The organism is Streptomyces sp. NPDC052299 (genome assembly GCF_040679335.1).
Lineage (GTDB): Bacteria > Actinomycetota > Actinomycetes > Streptomycetales > Streptomycetaceae > Streptomyces.
On the sequence record NZ_JBFAUP010000002.1, the window covers coordinates 65,527 to 85,861 of the forward strand.

Annotated in this window: 27 protein-coding genes; 8 read left to right on the plus strand and 19 right to left on the minus strand. The window is 72.1% G+C overall.

Annotated features, from left to right (window positions below):
* Positions 1–16: 16 nt before the first annotated feature.
* The 3 genes from AB0L33_RS03515 to AB0L33_RS03525 all read right to left on the minus strand — a co-directional run bounded on the left by AB0L33_RS03515 (position 17) and on the right by AB0L33_RS03525 (position 3,108).
* The gene (locus AB0L33_RS03515; RefSeq protein ID WP_365677453.1) at positions 17–616 is read right to left on the minus strand and encodes a DUF4232 domain-containing protein; all 600 of its coding nucleotides are present in this window, start codon (positions 614–616) and stop codon (positions 17–19) included.
* Positions 617–805: 189 nt separating this feature from the next.
* Positions 806–2,284, minus strand: a complete 1,479-nt coding sequence (locus tag AB0L33_RS03520; protein WP_365677454.1) for a hypothetical protein — start codon at positions 2,282–2,284, stop codon at positions 806–808.
* Positions 2,285–2,337: 53 nt separating this feature from the next.
* A complete protein-coding gene (locus tag AB0L33_RS03525; RefSeq protein ID WP_365677455.1) occupies positions 2,338–3,108 on the minus strand; it encodes a uracil-DNA glycosylase in 771 nt (256 codons plus the stop codon).
* A gap of 132 nt (positions 3,109–3,240) precedes the next feature.
* Here AB0L33_RS03525 and AB0L33_RS03530 point away from each other — a divergent pair, with 132 nt between their 5' ends.
* Together AB0L33_RS03530 and AB0L33_RS03535 are read left to right on the plus strand one after the other, a co-directional pair.
* A complete protein-coding gene (locus tag AB0L33_RS03530; protein WP_365677456.1) occupies positions 3,241–3,447 on the plus strand; it encodes a DUF2945 domain-containing protein in 207 nt (68 codons plus the stop codon).
* Positions 3,448–3,458: 11 nt separating this feature from the next.
* Complete coding sequence (locus AB0L33_RS03535; protein ID WP_365677457.1) at positions 3,459–3,983, plus strand: DUF488 domain-containing protein; 525 nt, start codon at positions 3,459–3,461, stop codon at positions 3,981–3,983.
* On the opposite strand, the gene sigJ is transcribed toward AB0L33_RS03535, so the two are convergent.
* Complete coding sequence (gene sigJ, locus AB0L33_RS03540; RefSeq protein ID WP_365677458.1) at positions 3,965–4,924, minus strand: RNA polymerase sigma factor SigJ; 960 nt, start codon at positions 4,922–4,924, stop codon at positions 3,965–3,967. The two genes, AB0L33_RS03535 and sigJ, sit on opposite strands and share 19 nt — an antisense overlap.
* 189 nt (positions 4,925–5,113) lie before the next feature.
* Positions 5,114–5,284: a hydrophobic protein gene (locus AB0L33_RS03545; protein WP_365677459.1), complete on the minus strand. Its 171-nt coding sequence runs from the start codon at positions 5,282–5,284 to the stop codon at positions 5,114–5,116.
* Positions 5,285–5,508: 224 nt separating this feature from the next.
* Here AB0L33_RS03545 and AB0L33_RS03550 point away from each other — a divergent pair, with 224 nt between their 5' ends.
* Positions 5,509–6,390 (plus strand): RNA polymerase sigma factor SigF, encoded by an 882-nt coding sequence (locus AB0L33_RS03550; protein ID WP_365677460.1) that lies wholly within the window; start codon positions 5,509–5,511, stop codon positions 6,388–6,390.
* Between the two features lie 24 nt (positions 6,391–6,414).
* On the opposite strand, the gene AB0L33_RS03555 is transcribed toward AB0L33_RS03550, so the two are convergent.
* The 11 genes from AB0L33_RS03555 to AB0L33_RS03605 all read right to left on the minus strand — a co-directional run bounded on the left by AB0L33_RS03555 (position 6,415) and on the right by AB0L33_RS03605 (position 12,482).
* A complete protein-coding gene (locus tag AB0L33_RS03555) occupies positions 6,415–6,861 on the minus strand; it encodes an Asp23/Gls24 family envelope stress response protein (RefSeq protein WP_365677461.1) in 447 nt (148 codons plus the stop codon).
* A gap of 135 nt (positions 6,862–6,996) precedes the next feature.
* Positions 6,997–7,275 (minus strand): gas vesicle protein K, encoded by a 279-nt coding sequence (locus AB0L33_RS03560; protein ID WP_365677462.1) that lies wholly within the window; start codon positions 7,273–7,275, stop codon positions 6,997–6,999.
* Entirely contained in the window at positions 7,272–7,499 is a 228-nt protein-coding gene (locus AB0L33_RS03565) for a gas vesicle protein (protein ID WP_073865453.1), read from the minus strand. The genes AB0L33_RS03560 and AB0L33_RS03565 overlap by 4 nt, the downstream gene beginning before the upstream one ends.
* Before the next feature lie 2 nt (positions 7,500–7,501).
* Entirely contained in the window at positions 7,502–8,296 is a 795-nt protein-coding gene (locus tag AB0L33_RS03570; protein ID WP_365677463.1) for a GvpL/GvpF family gas vesicle protein, read from the minus strand.
* Between the two features lie 19 nt (positions 8,297–8,315).
* Positions 8,316–8,666 (minus strand): gas vesicle protein, encoded by a 351-nt coding sequence (locus AB0L33_RS03575; protein WP_365677464.1) that lies wholly within the window; start codon positions 8,664–8,666, stop codon positions 8,316–8,318.
* Positions 8,659–9,714, minus strand: coding sequence for an SRPBCC family protein (locus tag AB0L33_RS03580; protein WP_365677465.1), 1,056 nt, complete (start codon positions 9,712–9,714; stop codon positions 8,659–8,661). Before AB0L33_RS03580 ends, AB0L33_RS03575 begins: the two co-directional genes overlap by 8 nt.
* 6 nt (positions 9,715–9,720) lie before the next feature.
* Positions 9,721–10,674, minus strand: a complete 954-nt coding sequence (locus AB0L33_RS03585) for a histone protein (RefSeq protein WP_365677466.1) — start codon at positions 10,672–10,674, stop codon at positions 9,721–9,723.
* Positions 10,675–10,681: 7 nt separating this feature from the next.
* Entirely contained in the window at positions 10,682–10,936 is a 255-nt protein-coding gene (locus AB0L33_RS03590) for a gas vesicle protein GvpG (protein ID WP_365677467.1), read from the minus strand.
* Position 10,937: 1 nt separating this feature from the next.
* Positions 10,938–11,687, minus strand: coding sequence for a GvpL/GvpF family gas vesicle protein (locus tag AB0L33_RS03595; protein WP_365677468.1), 750 nt, complete (start codon positions 11,685–11,687; stop codon positions 10,938–10,940).
* Between the two features lie 3 nt (positions 11,688–11,690).
* Positions 11,691–12,128: a gas vesicle protein GvpJ gene (gene gvpJ / locus AB0L33_RS03600; protein WP_365677469.1), complete on the minus strand. Its 438-nt coding sequence runs from the start codon at positions 12,126–12,128 to the stop codon at positions 11,691–11,693.
* Between the two features lie 33 nt (positions 12,129–12,161).
* A complete protein-coding gene (locus tag AB0L33_RS03605) occupies positions 12,162–12,482 on the minus strand; it encodes a gas vesicle protein (RefSeq protein WP_365677470.1) in 321 nt (106 codons plus the stop codon).
* 124 nt (positions 12,483–12,606) lie between these two features.
* Here AB0L33_RS03605 and AB0L33_RS03610 point away from each other — a divergent pair, with 124 nt between their 5' ends.
* Genes AB0L33_RS03610 through AB0L33_RS03620 form a run of 3 tightly spaced genes read left to right on the plus strand, consistent with a single transcriptional unit; the run spans position 12,607 to position 15,864 of the window.
* A complete protein-coding gene (locus AB0L33_RS03610; RefSeq protein ID WP_365677471.1) occupies positions 12,607–13,269 on the plus strand; it encodes a TetR/AcrR family transcriptional regulator in 663 nt (220 codons plus the stop codon).
* Complete coding sequence (locus tag AB0L33_RS03615) at positions 13,266–14,702, plus strand: MFS transporter (RefSeq protein ID WP_365677472.1); 1,437 nt, start codon at positions 13,266–13,268, stop codon at positions 14,700–14,702. Before AB0L33_RS03610 ends, AB0L33_RS03615 begins: the two co-directional genes overlap by 4 nt.
* Before the next feature lie 40 nt (positions 14,703–14,742).
* Positions 14,743–15,864 (plus strand): peptidoglycan bridge formation glycyltransferase FemA/FemB family protein, encoded by a 1,122-nt coding sequence (locus tag AB0L33_RS03620; RefSeq protein ID WP_365677473.1) that lies wholly within the window; start codon positions 14,743–14,745, stop codon positions 15,862–15,864.
* Position 15,865: 1 nt separating this feature from the next.
* On the opposite strand, the gene AB0L33_RS03625 is transcribed toward AB0L33_RS03620, so the two are convergent.
* Positions 15,866–17,419 (minus strand): FAD-dependent oxidoreductase, encoded by a 1,554-nt coding sequence (locus AB0L33_RS03625; RefSeq protein WP_365677474.1) that lies wholly within the window; start codon positions 17,417–17,419, stop codon positions 15,866–15,868.
* A gap of 143 nt (positions 17,420–17,562) precedes the next feature.
* On the opposite strand from AB0L33_RS03625, the gene AB0L33_RS03630 reads away from it, so the two are divergent.
* A complete protein-coding gene (locus AB0L33_RS03630) occupies positions 17,563–18,090 on the plus strand; it encodes a hypothetical protein (RefSeq protein WP_365677475.1) in 528 nt (175 codons plus the stop codon).
* Positions 18,091–18,136: 46 nt separating this feature from the next.
* On the opposite strand, the gene AB0L33_RS03635 is transcribed toward AB0L33_RS03630, so the two are convergent.
* Together AB0L33_RS03635 and thpR are read right to left on the minus strand one after the other, a co-directional pair.
* Positions 18,137–18,697 carry a hemerythrin domain-containing protein gene (locus tag AB0L33_RS03635; protein ID WP_365677477.1) on the minus strand — a complete coding sequence of 187 codons (561 nt, stop codon included), beginning with the start codon at positions 18,695–18,697 and terminating at the stop codon, positions 18,137–18,139.
* Positions 18,698–18,833: 136 nt separating this feature from the next.
* Entirely contained in the window at positions 18,834–19,463 is a 630-nt protein-coding gene (thpR, locus tag AB0L33_RS03640; protein ID WP_365677478.1) for an RNA 2',3'-cyclic phosphodiesterase, read from the minus strand.
* A 557-nt stretch (positions 19,464–20,020) separates the two neighbouring features.
* Between thpR and AB0L33_RS03645 the strand changes: the two genes are divergently transcribed.
* A complete protein-coding gene (locus AB0L33_RS03645; RefSeq protein WP_073969135.1) occupies positions 20,021–20,239 on the plus strand; it encodes an MbtH family protein in 219 nt (72 codons plus the stop codon).
* Positions 20,240–20,335: the final 96 nt, after the last annotated feature.

Sequence of the window (20,335 nt, forward strand, 5' to 3'; positions counted from 1 at the left end):
GCCCCGGGCGGAGGCGTCAGCGTTCGACCGACGTGGTCGTGAAGCGGTCGCCGCAGACACGGATCTGCGGGTCCCGCAGGGTCAGCGCCTCCTTGGAACCCGGCGGGTACACCCGCAGGTAGTCGCCCTGCTTCCAGCAGCCGCCGTCCGCGATGCCCTGGTTCAGCGTGTGCAGCACGACGTGCGCCGTCCTGCCGGGAGCCAGGGTCGTCGCCCCGTGCGAGGCGCCGTCACGTTTGGCCGGCGCGCCGATGACGGCGCCGTCGCGCTGGATCAGGGACACGCCGGGGAAGCCGTTCAGGACGCAGGAACGCCCGGACTTGTTCACGAACGTGAGCTCGTAGTAGACCTGCCCGGCTCCGCCGTCGCCCCGCTTCACGCTCATGCCGAGGCCCCCTGCCGTGCACCGGCCGGTACCGGAGGCGTCGGCCCCCGAGCTGCCGGCCGCGGCGGGGGAGGACGGCGCCGCCGCCGGGGGCGAGGAGGCCGGTCCGGACGGCTGCGGCGAGGTCCGGGCGGGGCCCGTCGTCCCGGCTTGGGCCGCGGGTGACGCCGCGCCCTCCGGTCCGGAGCCGTCGTCGTTGCAGCCCGCCGCGACGAGGGCGAACGACATCATCGCGACGGGCACGATGAGGCGTCGGCGGAGCGTTCGCGCTCTCCCGGCCGCCTTGCGCCCTCGCGGACGGGGCGCGGGTCCGAACGGTGCGGGGGTCGCGGTGGTGCGAGAAAGTGAGCCCATAACGGACGCGTGCTCGATTTTCTGTGGATCCAACCTGATGATCTGGCAAAAAATAGGCGGGAAACGTCAGTCGTCCTCGAACTCCTCCGCGTCCTCGTCCTCGTCCAGCCCCTCCAGGTCCGCCAGGAACTCCGCGGCGGCCGCCGCCGCGAACGCCGGGCAGGTCCAGACCTCCACGCGCAAGGGCTCACCGCCCGCCGGGAACTCCTCGGGGGCGTAGAAGTGCGGCAGCCCGGGCACGAACGCGGCGTCCGCCACCGAAGGGTGCCCGCCCTCGTGCCCGCACACCGGGGGCAGGGGCGCGGCGGTCACGTCACGCAGGACCGCGAGTACGTCCCGGGCCACCGGAAGCGGCGGGTCCGGGTACGCGTTCTTCAGCGCCTGACCGGCGGCGAGCAGCAGCACCGCGCGCTCGCGGCCCTCCGCCCGCCCGAGCCGGCGGGCCGCCCACATGCCCAGGTCGTTCGCGTACTCCTCGTTCCGGCTCTCCGGGGCGAGCCGTTCCGCGATCGTCGCCACGTCGAGCCGCCCGTCCGGGCGCAGGTACACGGCGTCGAGCCCCGTGGTGTCCCGCTCCCCGAACAACTGCTCGCGCTTCTCCCGGAGCAGCTTCAGCGAACCGGCCGCCGTCTCCGCCATGAACGCCGGGCACACCACGGTCTCCAGCGCCGCCGTCCGCCCCGCCCGGTGCCTGCGCTCGTACAGTCCGCGCCCGCCGCGGCTGCTCAGCATGATGCCCAGCTCCGCCGCCTCCGGACCGCTCCGGGGCAGCTCGGCGTGGAACTCGTGGGCGCACGTGGCGTCGGCGAAGAACGGCAGGGTCCGCTCCAGCGCCTCGACCAGGTCGTCCAGCACCGACTTCTTCCTGACCATGCCGGAGACGGCGTACCAGGTCACGGCCCGCACGGTCAGGAGGTGCCCGGCGCGGTCCTCGGGCGCCGCGGTCGACAGGCCGAACGCCTGCCAGGTGATCTCGTCGTACACGTCCGTCCACGGCTTCGGATAGCCGTGCAGCAGGGCCGATACGTCGGCCATGGTGTCCACGGCCTCCAGCGGCAGCCGCGGCGGCACGTCCGGCACGGACCCCGGCTCCACGATGTCCAGGGCGATCCTGGCGAACCCGGCCGTGTTGAGCGGGCACAGCCACTCCTCGCGCGGGCGGTCGTCCGGCCACCCCAGCGCCGGGTCCGCGAGCGGCACCGCCCGCCCGGCCAGCGCGCGGTCGTCCGCCGCGTCGTGCTCCTCGTACGGATGGGAGGGGTGCGGGCAGGGCCCCTCGCGCAGCGACGCGTCGGCCGCCCGCAGCGCCTCGGTCACTCGGGGGACGACCCCCTCGCCCGGCCGGTACGTGAGGTAGGGGGCCATCAGGACCAGCCCCAGCGCCCACACGGTGGCGGGCACACCCGGCGGTGCGGCGGCGAGCCGGGCCGCGCAGTCCAGGGCCTCCCGGTCGTAGCGGTCGTCCCTGGCGGCCCGGGGATTCTTCCGGACGCCGTCCCAGAGGGCGACGAGTCCGGGCAGACGGGCGGAGTCGGTGTCGTGCATGCCCACGACGACGCGTGGGGGGTGACCGTGGTTCCTGGGCGTCCCGGGCCGCGTCACTCCGGACCCGGCCGGACCACCGGCAGCCCCGCCGTGCCCGCCGCCTCGGTCAGCACCTCGCGGAGCATCGCCGGGGTGAGCCGGCCGGTGAAGACATTGCGCTGGCTGACGTGGTAGCAGCCGAACACCGTCAGCGGGCCGCCCGCCCCGTCGGCCGGTTCCAGCACCGTACGGGCGCCGTGGCCGAACACCGGCCTGGGCCGGGGCACCCGCCACCCGGCCTGTTCCAGGGCGGCCAGGGTCGCCTGCCAGCCGAAGCCGCCGAGCACGACGACCGACCGCACCGTGGGCCGCAGCAACTGGAGTTCCCGGGCCAGCCACGGCCGGCACGTGTCGCGCTCGCCCGGCGTGGGGCGGTTGGCGGGCGGCGCGCAGTGCACGGGGGAGGTCACCCTGACCCCGTACAGCTCCAGCCCGTCGGCCAGGTCCGTCACCGTGGGGCGGGAGGCCAGCCCGAGCTCGTACAGCGTGGCGTACAGCAGGTCCCCGGCCCGGTCGCCGGTGAACATCCTGCCGGTCCGGTTCCCGCCGTGCGCGGCGGGCGCCAGGCCCGTGATGGCCAGGGAGGCATCCGGGGGCCCGAAGCCGGGTACGGGACGCGCCCAGTACTCCCAGTCGCGGAACGCGGGACGCTTGACCCGGGCCGCCTCCTCGCGCCACTCCACGAGGCGGGGGCAGGCGCGGCAGGCGACCAGCCGCCCGTCGAGCCCGGCCAGGGTGCGGGAGCGGGCGGCGGCCCGTAGGGGGTAGTCCTCGGCGGTGCTCATGATCGACCCGCTTCCGCGTTCCTGATTCCCGCCCGGTGGCGCGCTCACCGGAATGAGCGTACCCAGGGCGCAAGGGACCACGGCCGTGGAAACGGCCCGGTCCACGACGAGAAACGAAAGGAAACCCGGACCATGAAGGACTTCGCCGTCGGGGACCACGTGCGATGGAACTCCGAAGCCGGTCACGTCGAAGGCGTCATCACCCGGAAGCACACCAGCGACGTCGAATTCAAGGGCCGCACCCGGCACTGCAGCAAGGAGGAACCGCAGTACGAGGTCGAGAGCGACAGGACCGGCCACCTCGCCATGCACAAGGGCAGCGCGCTGAAGAAGACCTGAGGACCGGCGCCGTGCACCGGATCTGCACGATCGGCCACTCGACCAGGGAGTTCGGCGAACTGGTGGAACTGCTGCGCCGCAACGACGTCACCCTGCTGGCCGACGTGCGCTCGTATCCGTCGTCGCGGAAGCTTCCGCAGTGGAACCAGCGGAACATCGTCGATTCGCTGCCGGCCGGCATCGGATACCGGTGGCTCCCGAAGCTGGGCGGCCGGCGGCACACCCCCAAGGGCGTTCCGACCGAGAACGGCGCCTGGCGGGTGAAGGCATTCCGCGACTACGCCGACTACATGGCGACGGACGCATTCCGGGAGGGGCTGGACGAACTCCTGGAACTCGCCGAGCACACCCGGCCGGCCATCATGTGCAGCGAGGCCGTGCCGTGGCGCTGCCACCGCAGACTGATCACCGACGCGCTGATCGTCGCGGGCGCCGAGGTCGTGGACATCCTGTCGCCCACCTCGACGCGGCCCGCGGTCCTGAACGAGGACGCGCGGGTCCGCGGCGGACGGCTGACCTACCCGCCCCACGACTGAGAGGGCGCACCCGGTCCGCCGTGCCCGGGCCACGGCCGCAGCTTCTCCGGATTGCGCACCGCCCAGATGCGGTGCACGCGGTCCCCGGCGACGCCGAACGCGGCCACGGTGACGGTGATTCCGGCGTGCTGGGCGACCAGGCCCGGCCGCCCGTTCACCGTGCGTTCCAGCAGCAGGAGTTCGGGCACCCTGTCCGCGAAGTGGACCAGGTACTGGGCGACCCGCTCGGCGCCCTCGACCGGGCGAAGGGCCGCCCCGGCGAGGCCGCCGCCGTCGGTGACCATCGCCGCCTCCGGGTCGAGGAGGCCGATCAGTGCGCCGATGTCCTTGGCCTCCCAGGCGTCCTTGAACGCCCGCACCAGGACCGCCTGCCCGGCCACCGGGGCCGCCTCGGCGCGGGCGTCCCGGAGGCGCCGGCGGGCCGAAGCGGCGAGCTGCCGGCAGGCCGGGGCGCTCCGGCCGACGATGTCCGCCACCTCGGCGAAGGGGTACCGGAACACGTCGTGCAGGACGAACGTCACCCGCTCGGCCGGCGTCATGGACTCCAGCACCACCAGGAACGCCATGTTCACGGACTCGTCCAGGGTGACCCGGTCCGCGGGGTCCACACGGTCGGCGCGGTCGCCGGCGGCCCGCCCGCCGCCCCACTCGGAGCGGTCGGGCAGCGGCTCCGGTATCCACTCGCCGACGTAACGCTCCCGCCTGACCCGCGCCGAGCCCAGCACATCGAGGCAGACCCGGCTGGCCACCGTCGTCAGCCACGCCCCGGGCGACGCGACGGCGTCCCGTCGCGCCGGTGGCATCGCGTACCACCGCGCGTACGTCTCCTGCACGGCGTCCTCCGCCTCGGCGACCGAACCGAGCATCCGGTAGGCGAGGTTCATCAGCTGCCGCCGCTCGCCGATGACGGCGCCGAGGTCCGGCTCGGAAGGTGTGCTCATGTACGTGACCGCCCCTGACTGTCTTCCGTGGATCCACGTCGTCGGATCGTGGAGACAGTACCGAGCCGCCAGGAAGACAGGGGAGCGGTGCGCAGCGAAGAAAGGGCCGTACGCAAAAGTGAGGGTCGGCCGGGAATTCCCGGCCGACCCTCACTCCATGTGCCGCTGCGACGTATCGCCCGGCCGTATCTACCAGCGATACCAGCGGCCTCGCTTTCCACCGCCGCCCGCCGGGCGGACGACGAACCCGAGCAGCCACACCACAAGTACGGCGACGGCTATCCACCACAGGGCCTTCAGGGCGAAACCCGCCCCGAAGAGAATGAGCGCAAGCAGAAGAACCAGAATCACGGGAACCATGGGTATCAACCTCCGAAGCATCGGATGCCCCGGCCCTCCGCCTCTATTCCTGAAAAACTCCTGAGCTTTCCGGGCCGAGCCGGCGACCGACGAGGACGGTGCCTGCCTCCGCGCCTGACGGGGGACTCGTCACGGCTTCTGTCGCACAGGTGTGTGTGGAACGCGTGGCTCCGGGTAGTCGCAGCTTCGCGCACGCGCAAGCAGTCGCTGTCCGACGGAAGGGAATGATCGCCATGCCGACATCCGTATCTGCGCAGGTGCCGGGGACCACGACTGGTGCTCCGGCCGAACTCCCGCAGATCGCCGATCCGTTGAAGGTCGCGCCCAAGGACGCCCGGGCACTCAGCAAGCTGTTCTTCGACCGGTTGCAGACCCTCGAAGAGGGTACGGCGGAGTATCAGTACGCCCGCAATACGCTCATCGAAATGAACCTCACCCTGGTGCACTTCGCCGCGGCCCGGTACCGAAACCGCGGCAACGGCCAGATGGAAGACATCATCCAGGTGGGAACCATCGGCCTGATCAAGGCCATCGACCGCTTCGAACTCAGCAGGGAAGTCGAATTCACCTCGTTCGCCATTCCCTACATCGTCGGTGAGATCAAGCGCTTCTTCCGGGACACCACCTGGTCCGTCCACGTGCCCCGGCGGCTCCAGGAACTCCGGGTCACCCTCGCCAAGGCCAAGGAGGAACTGGCCACCTCGCTCGGTCGGGAGGCCACCGTCGCCGAACTCGCCGAACGGCTCGGCATCAGCGAGGAGGAGGTCATCGAGGGCCTGGTCGCCTCCAACGGCTACACCGCGCACTCGCTGGACGTGCCCCTCGACGGGGCGGAGTCCGACAGCCCCAGCGGGGTGAGCCGCACCCACGCGGACATCACCGGCGAGTGCGACCCCGGAATCGAACTGGTCGAGAACCTGCACGCCCTCGCGCCCCTCCTGGAGACGCTGGACGAACGGGAGCGCGCCATCGTCCAGATGCGCTTCGGTCAGGAGATGACGCAGTCCCAGATAGGTGAACGGCTCGGACTGTCCCAGATGCACGTCTCACGGTTGATCGCCCGCATACTGGCCAGGCTGCGCGAAGGCATCCTCAGCGAGGACTAGGGGCCTTTAGCCGGGCAGGGCTCGTCACTGGACGCGCGAACCGCGCGAGGACGATTCGTCCTCGTCCTCGTCGTCCGACCCCGGCACGCGGACGTCGGTGACGTTGATGTTGATCTCGACCACTTCGAGACCGGTCATCGTCTCGACCGCGTCCGTGACGTTCGTACGAAGGCTGCGTGCGGTGTCCACGATGGGTGCGCCGTACTCCACGACGATGTCGACGTCGATGGCGGTCTGCTTCTCGCCGACCTCCACCTTGACGCCCCGCCCCGGGTCACTGGAGCGGGAGACCTTGTCCTTGACGGCTCCGAGCGCTCGCGACGGGCCCTTGCCGACGGAAGCGACCCCGTCGGTCTCCCGTACCGCGATGCCGGCGATGGTCGAGACCACGTTGTCCGCGATGGTCGTCGTGCCTCGCGTGCCGCCTGCCGAGCCGCCGTCCAGTGTGGTGCCGCTTTCGTTGGTCGCCATGAGTTCCTCACACGGAAAGAGCTGGGTGGGATGGGGGGCGCCCGGCGGAAGCCGTTCCGCCCCTCATCCCACTCTCCTCCGGCTCCCGCGGCCCCGCCATTCGGGTGATCGGCGTCCCAGGGGGAGACCTCCGGCTCAGTCGCGCGGGAGCAGCGTCCCCAACGGCCCGAGGTCCAGATTCAGGTCCTCGGGCCGCACCCCGTGCTGCTCGCACAGCTCCGTCATCCGCTGCTCCAGGAGCATCAGCGTCGTGCCGATCTCCTCGGTCTGCTCCTCGGTGAGGTCGCCCTCGTCGATGCGGCGGATCGCCTGGCGCTCCATCAGCTGGCGCAGCAGCTCGACCACGGTGAGCACCAACGTGACCAGGTCCTGGCCCACCTTGCCGGAGTCCAGATCCACTCGCGCCCCCGTCACAGCGGCCCCCCGTCGGCCCAAGGAGCCGGCACCCGCTCGCTGACCGACGACAGCAGCGCGTGCAGCGACAGACGTACGAGGGGCACATCGGCGATCGCGATGACCAGGTCCCCGCTGATGACCACCCCGGTCGCCAGCACCCGGTCCAGCAGATCGACCAGAGGCACCCCGATCGGCCCGCTCAGCGGTTCGGGCTCGTCCCACGGCACGACGGAACGCTCCACCTCTACACCTCACCGACGAAGGAGTACGGGACCCAGGGCCCCGACAGCTCGACCTGTGCCCCGGTCCGCTCGCGGAGGCTCTGCGCCAGCCGCGCCAGCTCCGCCGCCCGGTCCTCGGCCACCAGATACGTGGCGTTGAGCACCTGGGTGCGCCGCTCGTCAGGAACCCGGGCGCCGTGCGAGGGCAGCCTGCGCGAGGCGGCGGCCAGGCCGCTGACGTCCGCGTCGACCACCTCGGCGATCCGGAGCGCGTCCGTCCGGTGCCGTTCGCGTCGGTCCCGCAGGTTCCGTTTCCGGTCGAGATAGGCGCGGCCGGCGCCGGGCGCGGGCCGCCGCGCTTCGGTCTCCGCCGGCTCGCGCGCCGGTGCGTCGGCCACGTACACCTTGACGCCCCACTCGGAGTGGTGCGCCGTACGTTCCAGCGCGGCGTGGAAGCGTGGCGCCTCCTTGGCCAGCGCCGCCCGGGCCCGCTCCTCGTCGTGGTACAGCGTGGCCAGGGGGAGGGGCACCGTCGGGTGCCGGGCGGCCGTCGCGCACACGACCTCGTGATGGGCCCGTGCGTACCGTTCGAGTTCGGGCTCGTCGGCGAGCCGGGCCTGCCATGCCTCGTCGGTGAAGTCAGCCGCCCGTACGGTCTGGACGACGGCGGCGAGCGTCGGTCCGAGGGGCAGGGACCGCAGCGGACTCTCGCGCGTGACACCCGCCGGGCCGCTGGGGGCCGGCTCCCCATCGGTGCGGCACACGGCGTAGACGTACACGGCACGGGCATCCGCGGACGAGCGGGTGTCCTCGGTCATGTGCGGGGGTCTCCTCGGTTCAGTTCCGCGACTCTGACGACTGATTCGGCCCGGACGCCTGTGACTCGAGAGCGTCGAGGCGGGCCCGCAGCTCCCGGTTCTCGTCCTGCAGCGCGTTGCGCGCCGCGTGCGAACTGAGCGCCGGATCGGTCTCCCACCAGTCGATCCCGGCCTTCTTCGCCGTGTCGACGGAGGCGACGAACAGGCGCAGCCGAATGGTGAGCAGTTCGATGTCCAGCAGATCGATCTTGATGTCACCGGCGATGACGATGCCCTTGTCCAGGACGCGTTCGAGGATGTCGGCGAGGTTGGTCGTGTGCGGGCCGGCGGGCGCGTAGGCGTCGTCCTGCCGGAAGTCGAGATCAGTCACGACGGGACCTCCGCGCGCGCCGCCTGCTCGGGGCGGGCTCCTCTTCCTCCTCGTCCTCTTCGTCCTCTTCCTCGGGCTCCTCCTCCGGTTCCTCCTCGTCCTCCCACTCGTCCTCGTAGTCCTCCCCGTCGTCCTCGTCCTCTTCGCCTTCCTCGTCTTCGCCCTCGTCCTCGTAGTCCTCGTCCTCCGGCTGCTCCTCGTCGTCGCCCTCGGACTCCTCCTCGGCCACGGCGTCCTCGTGGGAGACGACGACCTCGCCGTCGCGGATCTCGCCGCGCCACGGGTCGGGCTCCTCGTCGGTGAGGGTGACGTACCGCTGGAAGTGCTTGAAGTCCAGACGGATGCGGCGCCCCTGGGCGCGCCAGAGGTTGCCCGTCTTCTCGAAGAAGCCGGACGGGTAGTACTCGACCACCAGCACGATGCGGGTCAGGTTCGGCGTCAGCTCATGAAAGCTGACGGCACCGCGCGTCGTGCCCTTGGAGCCCTCAGAGGTCCAGACGATGCGTTCGTCGGGGATCTGTTCCTGGACGGTCGCCTTGAAGCTGCGCGAGGACGGTCCGATCTTGACCTTCCAGTCGCTCTTGGCCTCGTCCTCCGCCGAGACGTTCTCGACGCCCTTCGCGAAGCTGCTGAAGCGGTCGTACTGGGTCCAGTAGTCGTACGCCGTACGCAGGGGCACGCCGACGTCGAGGACTTCCACGATGTTCATCGACTTGCCGCCACCGCCCGACTTGCCCTTGCCCTTGCCCTTGCCGCCGCCGAACGCCTCCTTGGCCTTCTCCGTGACGTTGTCCTTCACGCCCTTGGCCTTCTCCGAGACGAACGACTTCAGCGGCGATTCGCCCTGGAGGACCCGTGAGGCGACGGCGGGAAGTGAGCCGCCGTCCTCCGCGGAGTCGGTGAGCTGCTGGGCGACATCCGTCAGCTTGCCGCTCGCCCTGCCCGCCAGGTCCTCCACCTTCGCGCTGAGGAAGCCCGACAGCTCCTCGCGGAGCCGGTCGAGACCCGACCCCTGTCCCCCGGACCCGTCCTGATCTGTCCTGGCCATGGTTCGCTACCTCCGACGGTCGGTGCGCTTGGAAGCGGTCCGCTTGGACGACGAGGACGTCTTCTTCTTCGCTGCGGACTTCTTCGCCGGAGCGGTCTTCTTGGCCGCGGCCTTCTTGGCGGGCGCCGATTTCTTCGGCTCCGCCTTCTTGGCCCGGGCCGCCTTCTTCGCGGGTGCGGACTTCTTCGCCGCGCTCTTCTTGGCCGCGCTCTTCTTTGCGGGCGCCTTCTTCGCGGGCGCCTTCTTGGCCGGGGCGGACTTCTTGGCGGCCTGCTTCTTCGCGGGCGCCTTCTTCGCCGCCGCCTTCTTGGCCGGTGGCTTCTTGGCCGGCGGCTCGGGCTCCTCGCGATCTTCCTCGGCCTCGGCCTCGGCCTCGGCCTCGGCCTCGTCCTCGTCTTCGGCCTCCTCCTCGTCTTCGTCCTCTTCCTCGTACGGTTCCTTGCCCTCGTCCTCGTCCCAGGGCTCGTCCTCGTCCGGCTCCTCTTCGTACGCGTCTTCGTCCTCTTCCTCGTACGGTTCCTTGCCCTCGTCCTCGTCCCAGGGCTCGTCCTCGTCCGGCTCCTCTTCGTACGCGTCTTCGTCCTCGTACTCGTCCTCGTACGGTTCGTCGTCGTACTCGTCCCGGTCCTCGTCCTCCTCGCGCCGGCCCGCGGAGAGCCGGGCGGTGCGGTCGCCGATCGCGTCCGCCAGCGAGGACATGCTGCGGTTCGCCGCCGCCGTCACGGCCTTACGGCCCGCGTCCATGACCTCGCCCCGCAACTGCTCCTGGAGCTCGGCGACCTGGGGGACACCGCCGAGACGGCGCATGCCCTCGGCGGCGAGCTGGCGGGGTTCGAGCCCGAATCTCCGGCCCGCCAGATACGTCGCGACGGTCAGGGCCATCCGGCCCTTCTTGGTCCGGCCCAGCACGTAGCCGCCGACCACCGCGGCTGCGAGCGCTACCTTGGCCTCGTCATCCATGAGCTCGTCACCTTCGATCGTTTGGCACGCGGCCCGCCCGAACGGCGTGCAGCCGGTCGAGCAGCCGCTCCTCTTCCCGTTCGAATTCCTCGATCGTGATGTCTCCGGCCTCCAACTCCTGGTTGAGTACGGCCAGTTGCGCGCGCAGTACGCGGGGGTCGTGCAGTTCCCGCTCGGCGGCGTCGTTCAGCCGCTCCGCCACCCACACCACCCCCCGCACGGGGGCGACGGGCAGCGTCAGCAGACCCGTGATGAGGCCCATCTCAGCCCCCGCCCACGGGGACCGGCCGGGCCTCGGCGGAGACGAAGCTGTAGCACGGCAGCGGCCCGGCGAGGCGGAGCTCCACATGGCCGCGGTTCTCGTCCGCGAACCGGCGCGCCTCGGCCAGGAACGCATCACCGGCCTCCCGCTCCACCAGGAACGACACATTGAGCGCGCACCCCTGCACCTCCGGGCCCGCCGACACCGCCCGGGCCCTCGGCGTCAGCTCCCGCAGCACCCGACGCCCCGCGTCGGCGGCCCGGCGCGCGAGGGAGGCGGCCACCGCCTCGCCCAGCCGCAGACTGGCCTCGTAGCCCGGACGACGGCGCGCGGCCTCACGCAGCCTGCGTACGGTGCCGTCCTCGGCGACCACGTCGGCGAGCGCGTCCTGGGCCGCGAGCGCCTTCACGTTGATCTCGTGGCACCCGGAGAGCCGCTTCAGAGCCGCCAGGCAGCCGTCCTCATCAGCGGCCAGCTGCCGCTCCACGGTCTCCTGTCCGGGGGCCACCATGCCGAACCGCATGGGCAGCACGGGCCCCTCGTCCATCAGGCGCAGCAGCAGATCCTGGTGGGCGAGCAGATCACGGCGGCGCGCCCGGAGGTCCGGGGGAGCGTCGCTGACGACCGCGGCGAGCCGGCCCCGCCGGACGGTCCGCAGCCGTGCGGGCGGGCCGCCCACGCCGCGCTGTCCGTCCGGGAGCACAGTGCCCGCCCGGGTGATCGCGTACACGTACACACCGTTGGCCGTCACGGCTCACGCCTCCACACGGCGGCGCCGGCTCTCGCTGTCGCGTGCCGGGGCACGCCGCTTCCTCGGCCGTTCCTCCGCCGCCTCGTCGTCGCCGCCGACCGCCTTGCGCACGGTGTCGCCCACCGACTCGGCGGCCCTGCGCACCTTCCGCTTGCCGATGGACTTGACGGCGCCGCCCCCGATCAGCTCCGGCACCGTGGTGCTGCCGGAGTCCCGTTCGAGGTCCAGCCGGTTGCACGCCTCGGCGAACCGGAGATACGTGTCCACGCTCGCGACGACGATGCGCGCGTCTATCTTCAGGATCTCGATGCCGACCAGGGAGACCCTGATGAAGACGTCGATCACCATGCCCCGGTCGAGGATCAGCTCCAGGACGTCGTACAGGGTGCCGGCGCGCGGCGGGCAGGCGACGACTTCGTCGGAGTAGGTGGTCGCGGTCATGGAATGTCCTTCCGGCAGGGGAGTGGACGCCGCTCACTCGTCGGCGGCGCCCCGGCGGTACCGGCGGACCCTGCGGTACTCCAGGAGCTCACCGGACCGGTCGAGCTGCACCTCGTAGGAGGCGAGGAGGCTCGTCGTGTCCGGAATCCGGGGCACTTCGAGCACGTCCACGACCACGCACCAGCCGTCATCGGTGCGACGGACGGCGGACACGCCCTCCGCGTGGTGGTCGATGAGACCCTCCAGGCTCTGGACGGCGGCGCGGGCCGCGTGCTCGGGGCCCTGTGCGGACGGGGCGTGCCGCTTGGTCGCCGTTTTCGTGGTTCCGGCCCGGGAGCGCCGCTGATCTGCCATGGCACCCAGTCTGCTCACTCCCGCCACGCCCGCATCTTGGGCGACGGCATCGGGGCGTGTGCCTCGCGGTGAACCGGGCGCAGGTGCGTAGACAGTGTCTACGTCGAGCTGATAGACACTGCCCATGGATCAAGCGAACCAAGCAGAACGAGCGAACTCCTTGCGGGAGCGCCTGATCGACGCGGGTGTCGACCTCGTCACGGCCGAGGGTTCCGCGGCGCTCGGACTCCGTGAGATCGCCCGCCGCGCCGGGGTCTCCCACGGCGCCCCGCGCCGCTACTTCCCGACCCACCACGCGCTCCTCTCCGCCATCGCCCGGCGCGGCTTCGCCGAGCTCACCGCCCGGTTCGAGGCGGTGAACGAGGCGGCCGGAGCACCGCGCGACCGACTGCGGGGCCTCGCCGACGTCTTCCTGGACTACGCGGGTGAGCACGGCGGCATGTTCGAGCTGATGTTCCGCCACGACCTGCTCGACAGCGAGGCCCATGCGAGTGACGCGGACGCGCACGGGCCGCGCCTGCGCGACTCGACCCTCCCGCTGTTCGCGCGGCTCGTCGAGCTCGTCGCCCAGGACCGCGCCCACCGCGCGGAACGCGGCACCGGACCCTCGCACGACTCCGCCCCGCCCCCGGCCCTGACCGCCGCCGCCCTGTGGACCAACCTGCACGGCATCGCCGTGCTGCGGGCGAACGGCAGCCTGCGCCTGGTCCTGCCCGGCGCGAGTGACGGACCGGACCCGCTCGTCACCGCCGCTCTCGACGCCCACCTCGGCCGGGCGGACGCGTGAACCGCACCGCCGCACGGCCCCGCGCCGCGCTCCTCGCCTCGGTGGCGGGCGCCATGATCGTCGCCCTGGACGGCACCGTGCTGCTCGTCGCCCAGCCGGACCTGCGCGGCGACCTCGGAGCGACCGTCACCGAGGTCCAGTGGACCAGCACCGCCTACCTCCTCGCGGTCGCCGCCCTCCTCGTCATCGCCGGCCGGCTCGGCGACCGGTACGGGCACCGGCGGCTGCTCTGCGTCGGCGTGCTGGGCTTCGGCGCCGCGTCGGCCGGCATCGCCCTCGCCCAGGACATCGGCCTCGTGATCGCCCTGCGCGCCGCACAAGGGGTCTTCGGGGCGCTCCTGCAGCCGGCGACGCTCGCCCTGCTCCGACTGGTCTACCCCGCCGATCGCATCGGCCGGGCCGTCGCCTTCCGGACCAGTGCCATCGGGGTGGCCGCCGCGGCCGGTCCGGTGCTCGGCGGAGTCCTCGTCACGCACTGGGGCTGGCGCGCCGTCTTCCTGATCAACATCCCGGCCGCCCTGGCCATCGCCGCGCTCACCCTCGCCGTGCGGACCCCGGACGTGCCGCCCCCCGCACACCAACGGTTCGACCTCACCGCCGGCATCCTCCTCGCCGCCGCGCTCGCCGCCCTCGTCCACACCCTGGCCGGCATCCCCGACGAGGGATGGACCGGCACCCGGACAGGGCTCGGGCTGCTGCTGAGCGTGCTCCTCGCAGCGGCGCTCGTCGCGTACGAACGCCGCAGCGTCCAGCCGGTCGTGCCGCCGGCGGTCACGCGCTCGGTGCCCGTGACGGCCTCGATGGCGCTGCTCCTCACCACCTCCGGCGGCCTGTTCGGCGCGCTGTTCGTCGTCACGTTCTTCCTCCAGCAGGGGCTCGGCCTCGATCCGCTCGCCACCGGGCTGCGCTGCCTGCCGCTGACCCTGCTCATGATCGCCGGAGCGCCGGTGGCCTCGGCCGCGCTCGGCCGTTACGGGCCGCGCCGCACCGCGATCACCGGCCAGCTGTGCGTCGTACTCGCCGTCCTCGGTCTCTCCCGCCTGACCCCGGAGACCTCCTGGCAGGTGACCGGCCTCGTCCTCGCCGTGCTGGGCGCGGGCTTCACCGCCGTCATGGTCACCGCCACCGGGACCGTCGTCGGGGACGCACCGCCCGGTTACGCCGGGGTGGTCGGCGGCCTCAAACAGACCGCCATGAACGTGGGCCCCGCCCTCGGGATCGCCGTGGCCGCCGGCCTGATGCCGCTCACCCCGTCGGCCGCCAGCGAGCCGGGGCACGGGCTCCTCCCCGTAACGGATCTCGCGCTGGGCCGGGCCCTGCCCGCGGTGGCGGTGCTCGCCGCGCTCGGGCTGATGCCGGCGTCCTTGCTGCCCCGGCGCGGAGATCTCGCTCCAACGCCCGCTCGCGTCGTGGGGTACGACCACCGCCAGTAGGCTGCCGGAGGATCACGACCCGTGGACGAGGAGAAGACCGATGGACCTCCGCCTGAGGACGATCAGCCGGGACGAACACCTGGCACACGTCGGCAGTCTGCCGTCCGCGAGCCACATGCAGGTCCCCTCCTGGGGGGACGTGAAGCCCGACTGGCGGGCGGAGAGCCTGGGCTGGTTCGACGGCACCGGCCGGATCACCGGAACCGCCCTGGTCCTGTACCGGCCGCTGCCGAAGACCAGGCGCCACCTCGCCTACCTCCCCGAGGGGCCCGTCATCGACTGGTACGACGACGACCTCGGCCGGTGGCTGGACCCGCTCCTGCACCACCTCAAGGGGCAGGGCGCGTTCACCGTGAAGATGGGCCCGCCCGTGGTCGCCCGCCGCTGGGACGCGGCCACCGTGAAGGAGGCCATCGCCGACCCGTCGGCCCACCGCCTCGGCGAGGTCGCACCCACCGAACAGGACCCCAGGGCCTTCGCGCTGACGGAACGTCTGCGGGCCATGGGTTGGCAGCGGTCCGGGGGCGACAGCGAGGACGGATTCGCCGCCGGCCAGCCCCGTTACGTGTTCCAGCTCCCTCTCGCCGGCCGCTCGCCCGACGACATCCTGGCCGGCTTCAACCAGCTGTGGCGGCGCAACGTCAAGAAGGCCGAGAAGGCAGGCGTCAAGGTCGTCCAGGGCGACTACGCCGACCTGGACACCTTCTACGCGCTCTACACCGAGACCGCCGAGCGCGACCGGTTCATCCCCCGCCCCCTGGCGTACTTCCAGCGCATGTGGAAGGCGCTCACCGCCGAACACCCCGACCGGATGCGGCTCTACCTCGCCGCGCACGACGGCGAGGTGCTGGCCGCCGCCACCATGCTCACCGTCGGCGGGCACGTCTGGTACTCGTACGGTGCCTCCACCAGCCGCAGGCGCGAGGTCCAGCCCAACAACGCCATCCAGTGGCAGATGATCCGCGACGCCCACGCGATGGGCGCGCACGTCTACGACTTCCGGGGCACCACCGACACCCTGGACGAGTCCAACCACCTGCTGGGGCTGCTCCGCTTCAAGGTGGGCACCGGCGGACAGGCCGCCGAGTACGTCGGAGAGTGGGACTACCCGCTCAACAAGGTGCTGCACAAGGCGTTCAGCCTCTACATGGCGCGGCGGTAGCTCACCCCTCGTCGCCGGGGTCAAGCGCCTCCAGCGGCCGCACCGCCGGGCCCTGGAGCACCGAGCCGTCGACCCCGAAGCGCGAACCGTGGCACGGGCACTCCCACGCCGTCTCCGCCTCGTTGAACGCCACCAGGCACCCCAGATGCGTGCACCGCGCGGACACCGCCCGCACCGTGCCGTCCGGCTCCCGGTACACGGCGCAGCGGCGGCCGTTCACCCGGACCACCGCCCCCGTGCCCGGAGCCACCTGGCTCACCGAGTCCAGGTGGCTGACGCGCAGCCGGTCGCCGACGAAGTGCTTCGCCACCTCCGCCTGCGCACCCAGCAGCGACCCGGCCTCCCGCACCGCGCTCCCCAGCCTCCGGGGGTCGTACAGCTCCGCCCACGGCAGCGGCGGGACGCCGTCCGCGACGAGGGAGGTCAGCAGCCGGCCGGCGAGCACCCCGCCGGTCATCCCCCAGCCGCCGAAACCCGTCGCCACATAGGTGTGCCGGGCCCCGATGTGGAACGGCCCGATCAGCGGGACCGTATCGCTGGGATCGTTGTCCTGCGCCGCCCACCGGTACGCGGTCGGGCCCGCCGCCGGGAACCGCTCGTGCATCCACGCGTCCAGCCGCCGGAACCGCTCGCCGGGATCGCCGGTGCCCGGAGTGAAGCTCTCCCCGGTCACGATCAGCAGCCGCCGGCCGTCGTCGAGCGGGGTGGAGCGCACCGAGCGCTTCCCCTCGTCCTCGGTGATGTACATGCCCTTCGGCGCCAGGTCCGCGGCGATGGGCGCGGCGACCACCAGTTCCCGCCGGGGCGAGAGCCGGGCGAACAGCATCGCGCGGTCGAAGACCGGGTAGTGCGTGGCGACGACCACGTCACGGGCCGTCACACTCCGCCCCGACTCGGCGGTCACCCGGCACGGCGTCCCCTCGGACAGCCCGGTCACCCGGCTGCGCTCGAAGACGCGGCCGCCCCGCGCGACCAGGTCCCGGGCCAGCGCCAGCAGGTACTTGCGCGGGTGGAACTGGGCCTGGCCGTCCGCCCGGACCGCCCCGCCGATCGCGAACGGCAGTTCCGTCTCCGAGACGTACGCGGCGTCCAGGCCCGCCTCCGCGGCGGCGCGCGCCTCCGCCTCGACCAGATGCCGGGACTCCTCGCCCGCCGCGTAGCTGTACGCGCTCACCCGCTCCAGGTCGCACGCGATGCCCAGCTCCTCCACGATGCCGGCCACCCGGTCCACCGCGTCCAGTTGCGAGGCCGCGAACAGCCGGGTGGCATCCACGCCCCGGGTCCGCCGCAGCCGGTCGTACACCAGCGACTGGAGGGCGGACACCTTCGCCGTCGTGTAGCCGGTCACCCCGGAGGCGATGCGGTCCGCCTCCAGGACCACGACGTTCCGGCCCGCGCGACTGAGCTCCCACGCCGTGCTCAGGCCCGCGATTCCACCGCCGATCACGACGACGTCCGCGTCGGTGTCCGAAGCCAGCCGCGGGTGCTCGGGCGCCTCGGTGCTGTCCATCCAGAAGGACTCGTCCAGCCCGGGAAGAGGGCGGGGGTCGTTCATCGTGTGCTCTCCCAATCGTTCGGGGCCCGGGATGGCTCGCCGGTCATGACCATCACCACGGCCGGATGGTGCTCTGCGTCATACGGGGGACGGGGAGGGGCGCAGTACGCTGCACGGCGATCCAGCACCCGAGGGGACGCCCGATGCCCGCAGACCTTGCCCCGCTCATCGCCGCCACCACCCAGTGGCTGACGCGCGCGTTCCCGGCCGGCGGAGGCCCGCTCACCGCAGCCCTCGCCGAGGCACAGGCCCGCCAGGCCGTCACGGTCGCCACCTGGCTCCGCTATCCGACCGACCTGGACGCCGCCCTCGTGGTGCTGACCGGCCCCGGCGGATCCGCCCGCCTGGACGAGGTCACCGGCGGCCACGGCCAGGTGCCGGCCGGTCCGGCGGACGTGGCCTGGCGCAGCTGGGTGGACGAGGTCGTCGCCAGCTGGGCCGCGCATCTGCTCACCGCGCCCGACGCGGCGCGGGAGGCGGTGAAGGCGCTCGAAGAGACGGAGCACCGGCTGACCGGACCCGCCGAGTTCCGGCGCCTGACCGACCCCAGCGCGCACGACCTCGTCGCCACCGCACTGCTGCGCCACCCCGACCTGCTGGAGCCGATAGCCCGCCTCCACCACGCGGACCTGCTCGACCGGTTGCGCCTCGGTCCTGCCCGCGCCTGCTGAGACCGCGGGGCCGCCAGGGGGCTTTCCGGGGGACGCGCCAGGTGGTTCAGCCCTTGCCGCGACCGCTCAGGAGGTCGCGGGCCCGGTCGACCAGACCGGCGCCGGGGCCGAGGATCTTGTTCCCGGGCGGGGTGTCGGGGGCGGAGGGGTGCGGACGCGTCGGGGCGGTCTTCTTCGCCGTGCGCACCTTCTCGCCGAGCTGGTCCAGGGCCTCGGGGGAGACGGCCGCCGCCAGGAGCGGGAAGAGGCGGTTCTCCTCGTCGCGCACGTGCTCGCTCACCTCGAGCTTCAGCTTCGCCACCAGATGGTCGAACTGCGGGTCGTCCGCGGGCAGCCCCTCCAGCTCCTTGAGGTGCTGCTCGACCTTCGCGTGGTCCTCGAGCTCCTTGTCGGCCATGTCGTCGCCGTCGTCCACGAACCGCCGCACCGCCGGGTAGAGGTGCATCTCCTCCGCCACCGAGTGCCGGACCAGTTCGATCGTGAGCTCGTCGGCGAGCTTCCTGCGCTGCTCGTCACCGACCGGCTGGGCCTCGATCTTCGCGAACAGTTCGTCGACCTCGCGGTGGTCCGTGGTGAGCTCCGCGATCACGTTTCCGCCGTGTCCCATCAGTGCAACCCTCTCCGCTGTGTGTGGTGCGAGCCGAAGTCAGCTCACCGTTCCACAGGGGTACCCCCGAACCTCACCAACACACGGAGCCGCGCCCCACTCCGGTCAGGCTGGCGTAACCCCGGCGGGCCCGCCCTCAGGGACGGGCGGGCGGCGCCGCGGCACCGGTAGCCGTGCCGAGCGGCCACGCCTCGATGTCGCGGTAGCGGAGCTGCCCCGGGCCGCTCCCCGCGTTGCTGCCCACCAGATGCAGGCGTTCGGCGGGCCACGTGCGGCCCCGGAACTCCGTGAGCAGCGCGGCGATCTCCCCGGCCGAGGTGTGGTCGCCCCGGCGCACCCGGGCGAGGGTCAGATGGGGACGCAGCGGCCGGTGCTCCAGGACGATCCCGCAGTCGTGGACCACGGCCCGTACACCCTCGGCGAGCCGGTGCAGTCCGTCGAGGTCACCGGCGATCCCGCTCCACGCCACCCGCTCGTCGAACGTGCCGCTGCCGTGCAGCGCCAGGCGCGGAGCGGGCCGGGACGCGGCGAGGGCGGCGAGCGGCGGACGCAGCAGCGGGACGGTGTCCAGCGGGAGGGCGCCCAGGAACGCCAGGGTGATGTGCCAGTCCTCCACCCGGTTCCAGCGCACCTGGGGGTGCGTCGCGTAGGCGGGGTGCAGCACCCGGGCCAGCTCGTCCTTCGCCGGGTCGGGCGGAGCGAGGGCGATGAACACGCGCACGGTCGCGGGCGAGGTCTCTTCGGTCACCCGGCATTCGTATCGCATGCGGGGCCGGCGGCCCCCGGCGGGTGCCCGTCGGCGCCGAAGCCCCTGGAATTACACAGGGTGAGGGGAATGGCCATTGATTTCGAATGGGGCGCGCACCCGGCGCACGGGAGCGCGATGTGTTCGGCGCGTGCCCGTAGATGAGGGGGTGTACGCCGGCGGTTATCCGAATGTGCGCGGGTCGTATGAAGTGAAATGCGAACAATCAGGACATCGGGTGGCCGAAAATTCCCGGGTGAGTGGGCTTGGCATATGTCTCCGGCCGGCCTTCCTGTACGTAACCGACGCGCGAGCCGATAAGTAATGGGCCGAATTCGTCTCTGGCGCCTTCGGTGGTCCTCTATGGTGATTGGCGTGAACGGGTGAAGCCGGACGCCGGCCGACCATCGGCGTCACTCCCGTATCCCCAGGCGTAACGTATCTCCGGCCCATGCGGCCGTACTTGCGCGGCAGGGGCGGGCGGTGCGATGGCGGGGGAGCGGTGAATTCGTGCGGCAGGCCCGGGTGTATCTGAAGAACATGCGGTGGCATGTGGGAAAACAAGTGGGGGGACGGTCGTGACCAATCCTTTCGATGACGAGTCGGGTCGGTTCGTGACGCTGGTGAACGGCGAGGGCCAGTATTCGCTGTGGCCCGCGCACATCGAGGTTCCGGGCGGCTGGAGCGTCGGCGGTCCCGAGGGTTCACGGCAGGAGTGTCTCGACGCCATCGAGGCCGCGTGGACGGACATGCGGCCCGCCGGCCTGGTGCGGGCGATGGAGGCCGACGCCGGGTAGGGCGCCGCGCGGGCCTGCGGGCCGGCCGGTTCGCGGGTCCGCGCACGCCCCATTCGATCGACGTCGTTCCTGTACGGGCACATTCGATCAGCCCGG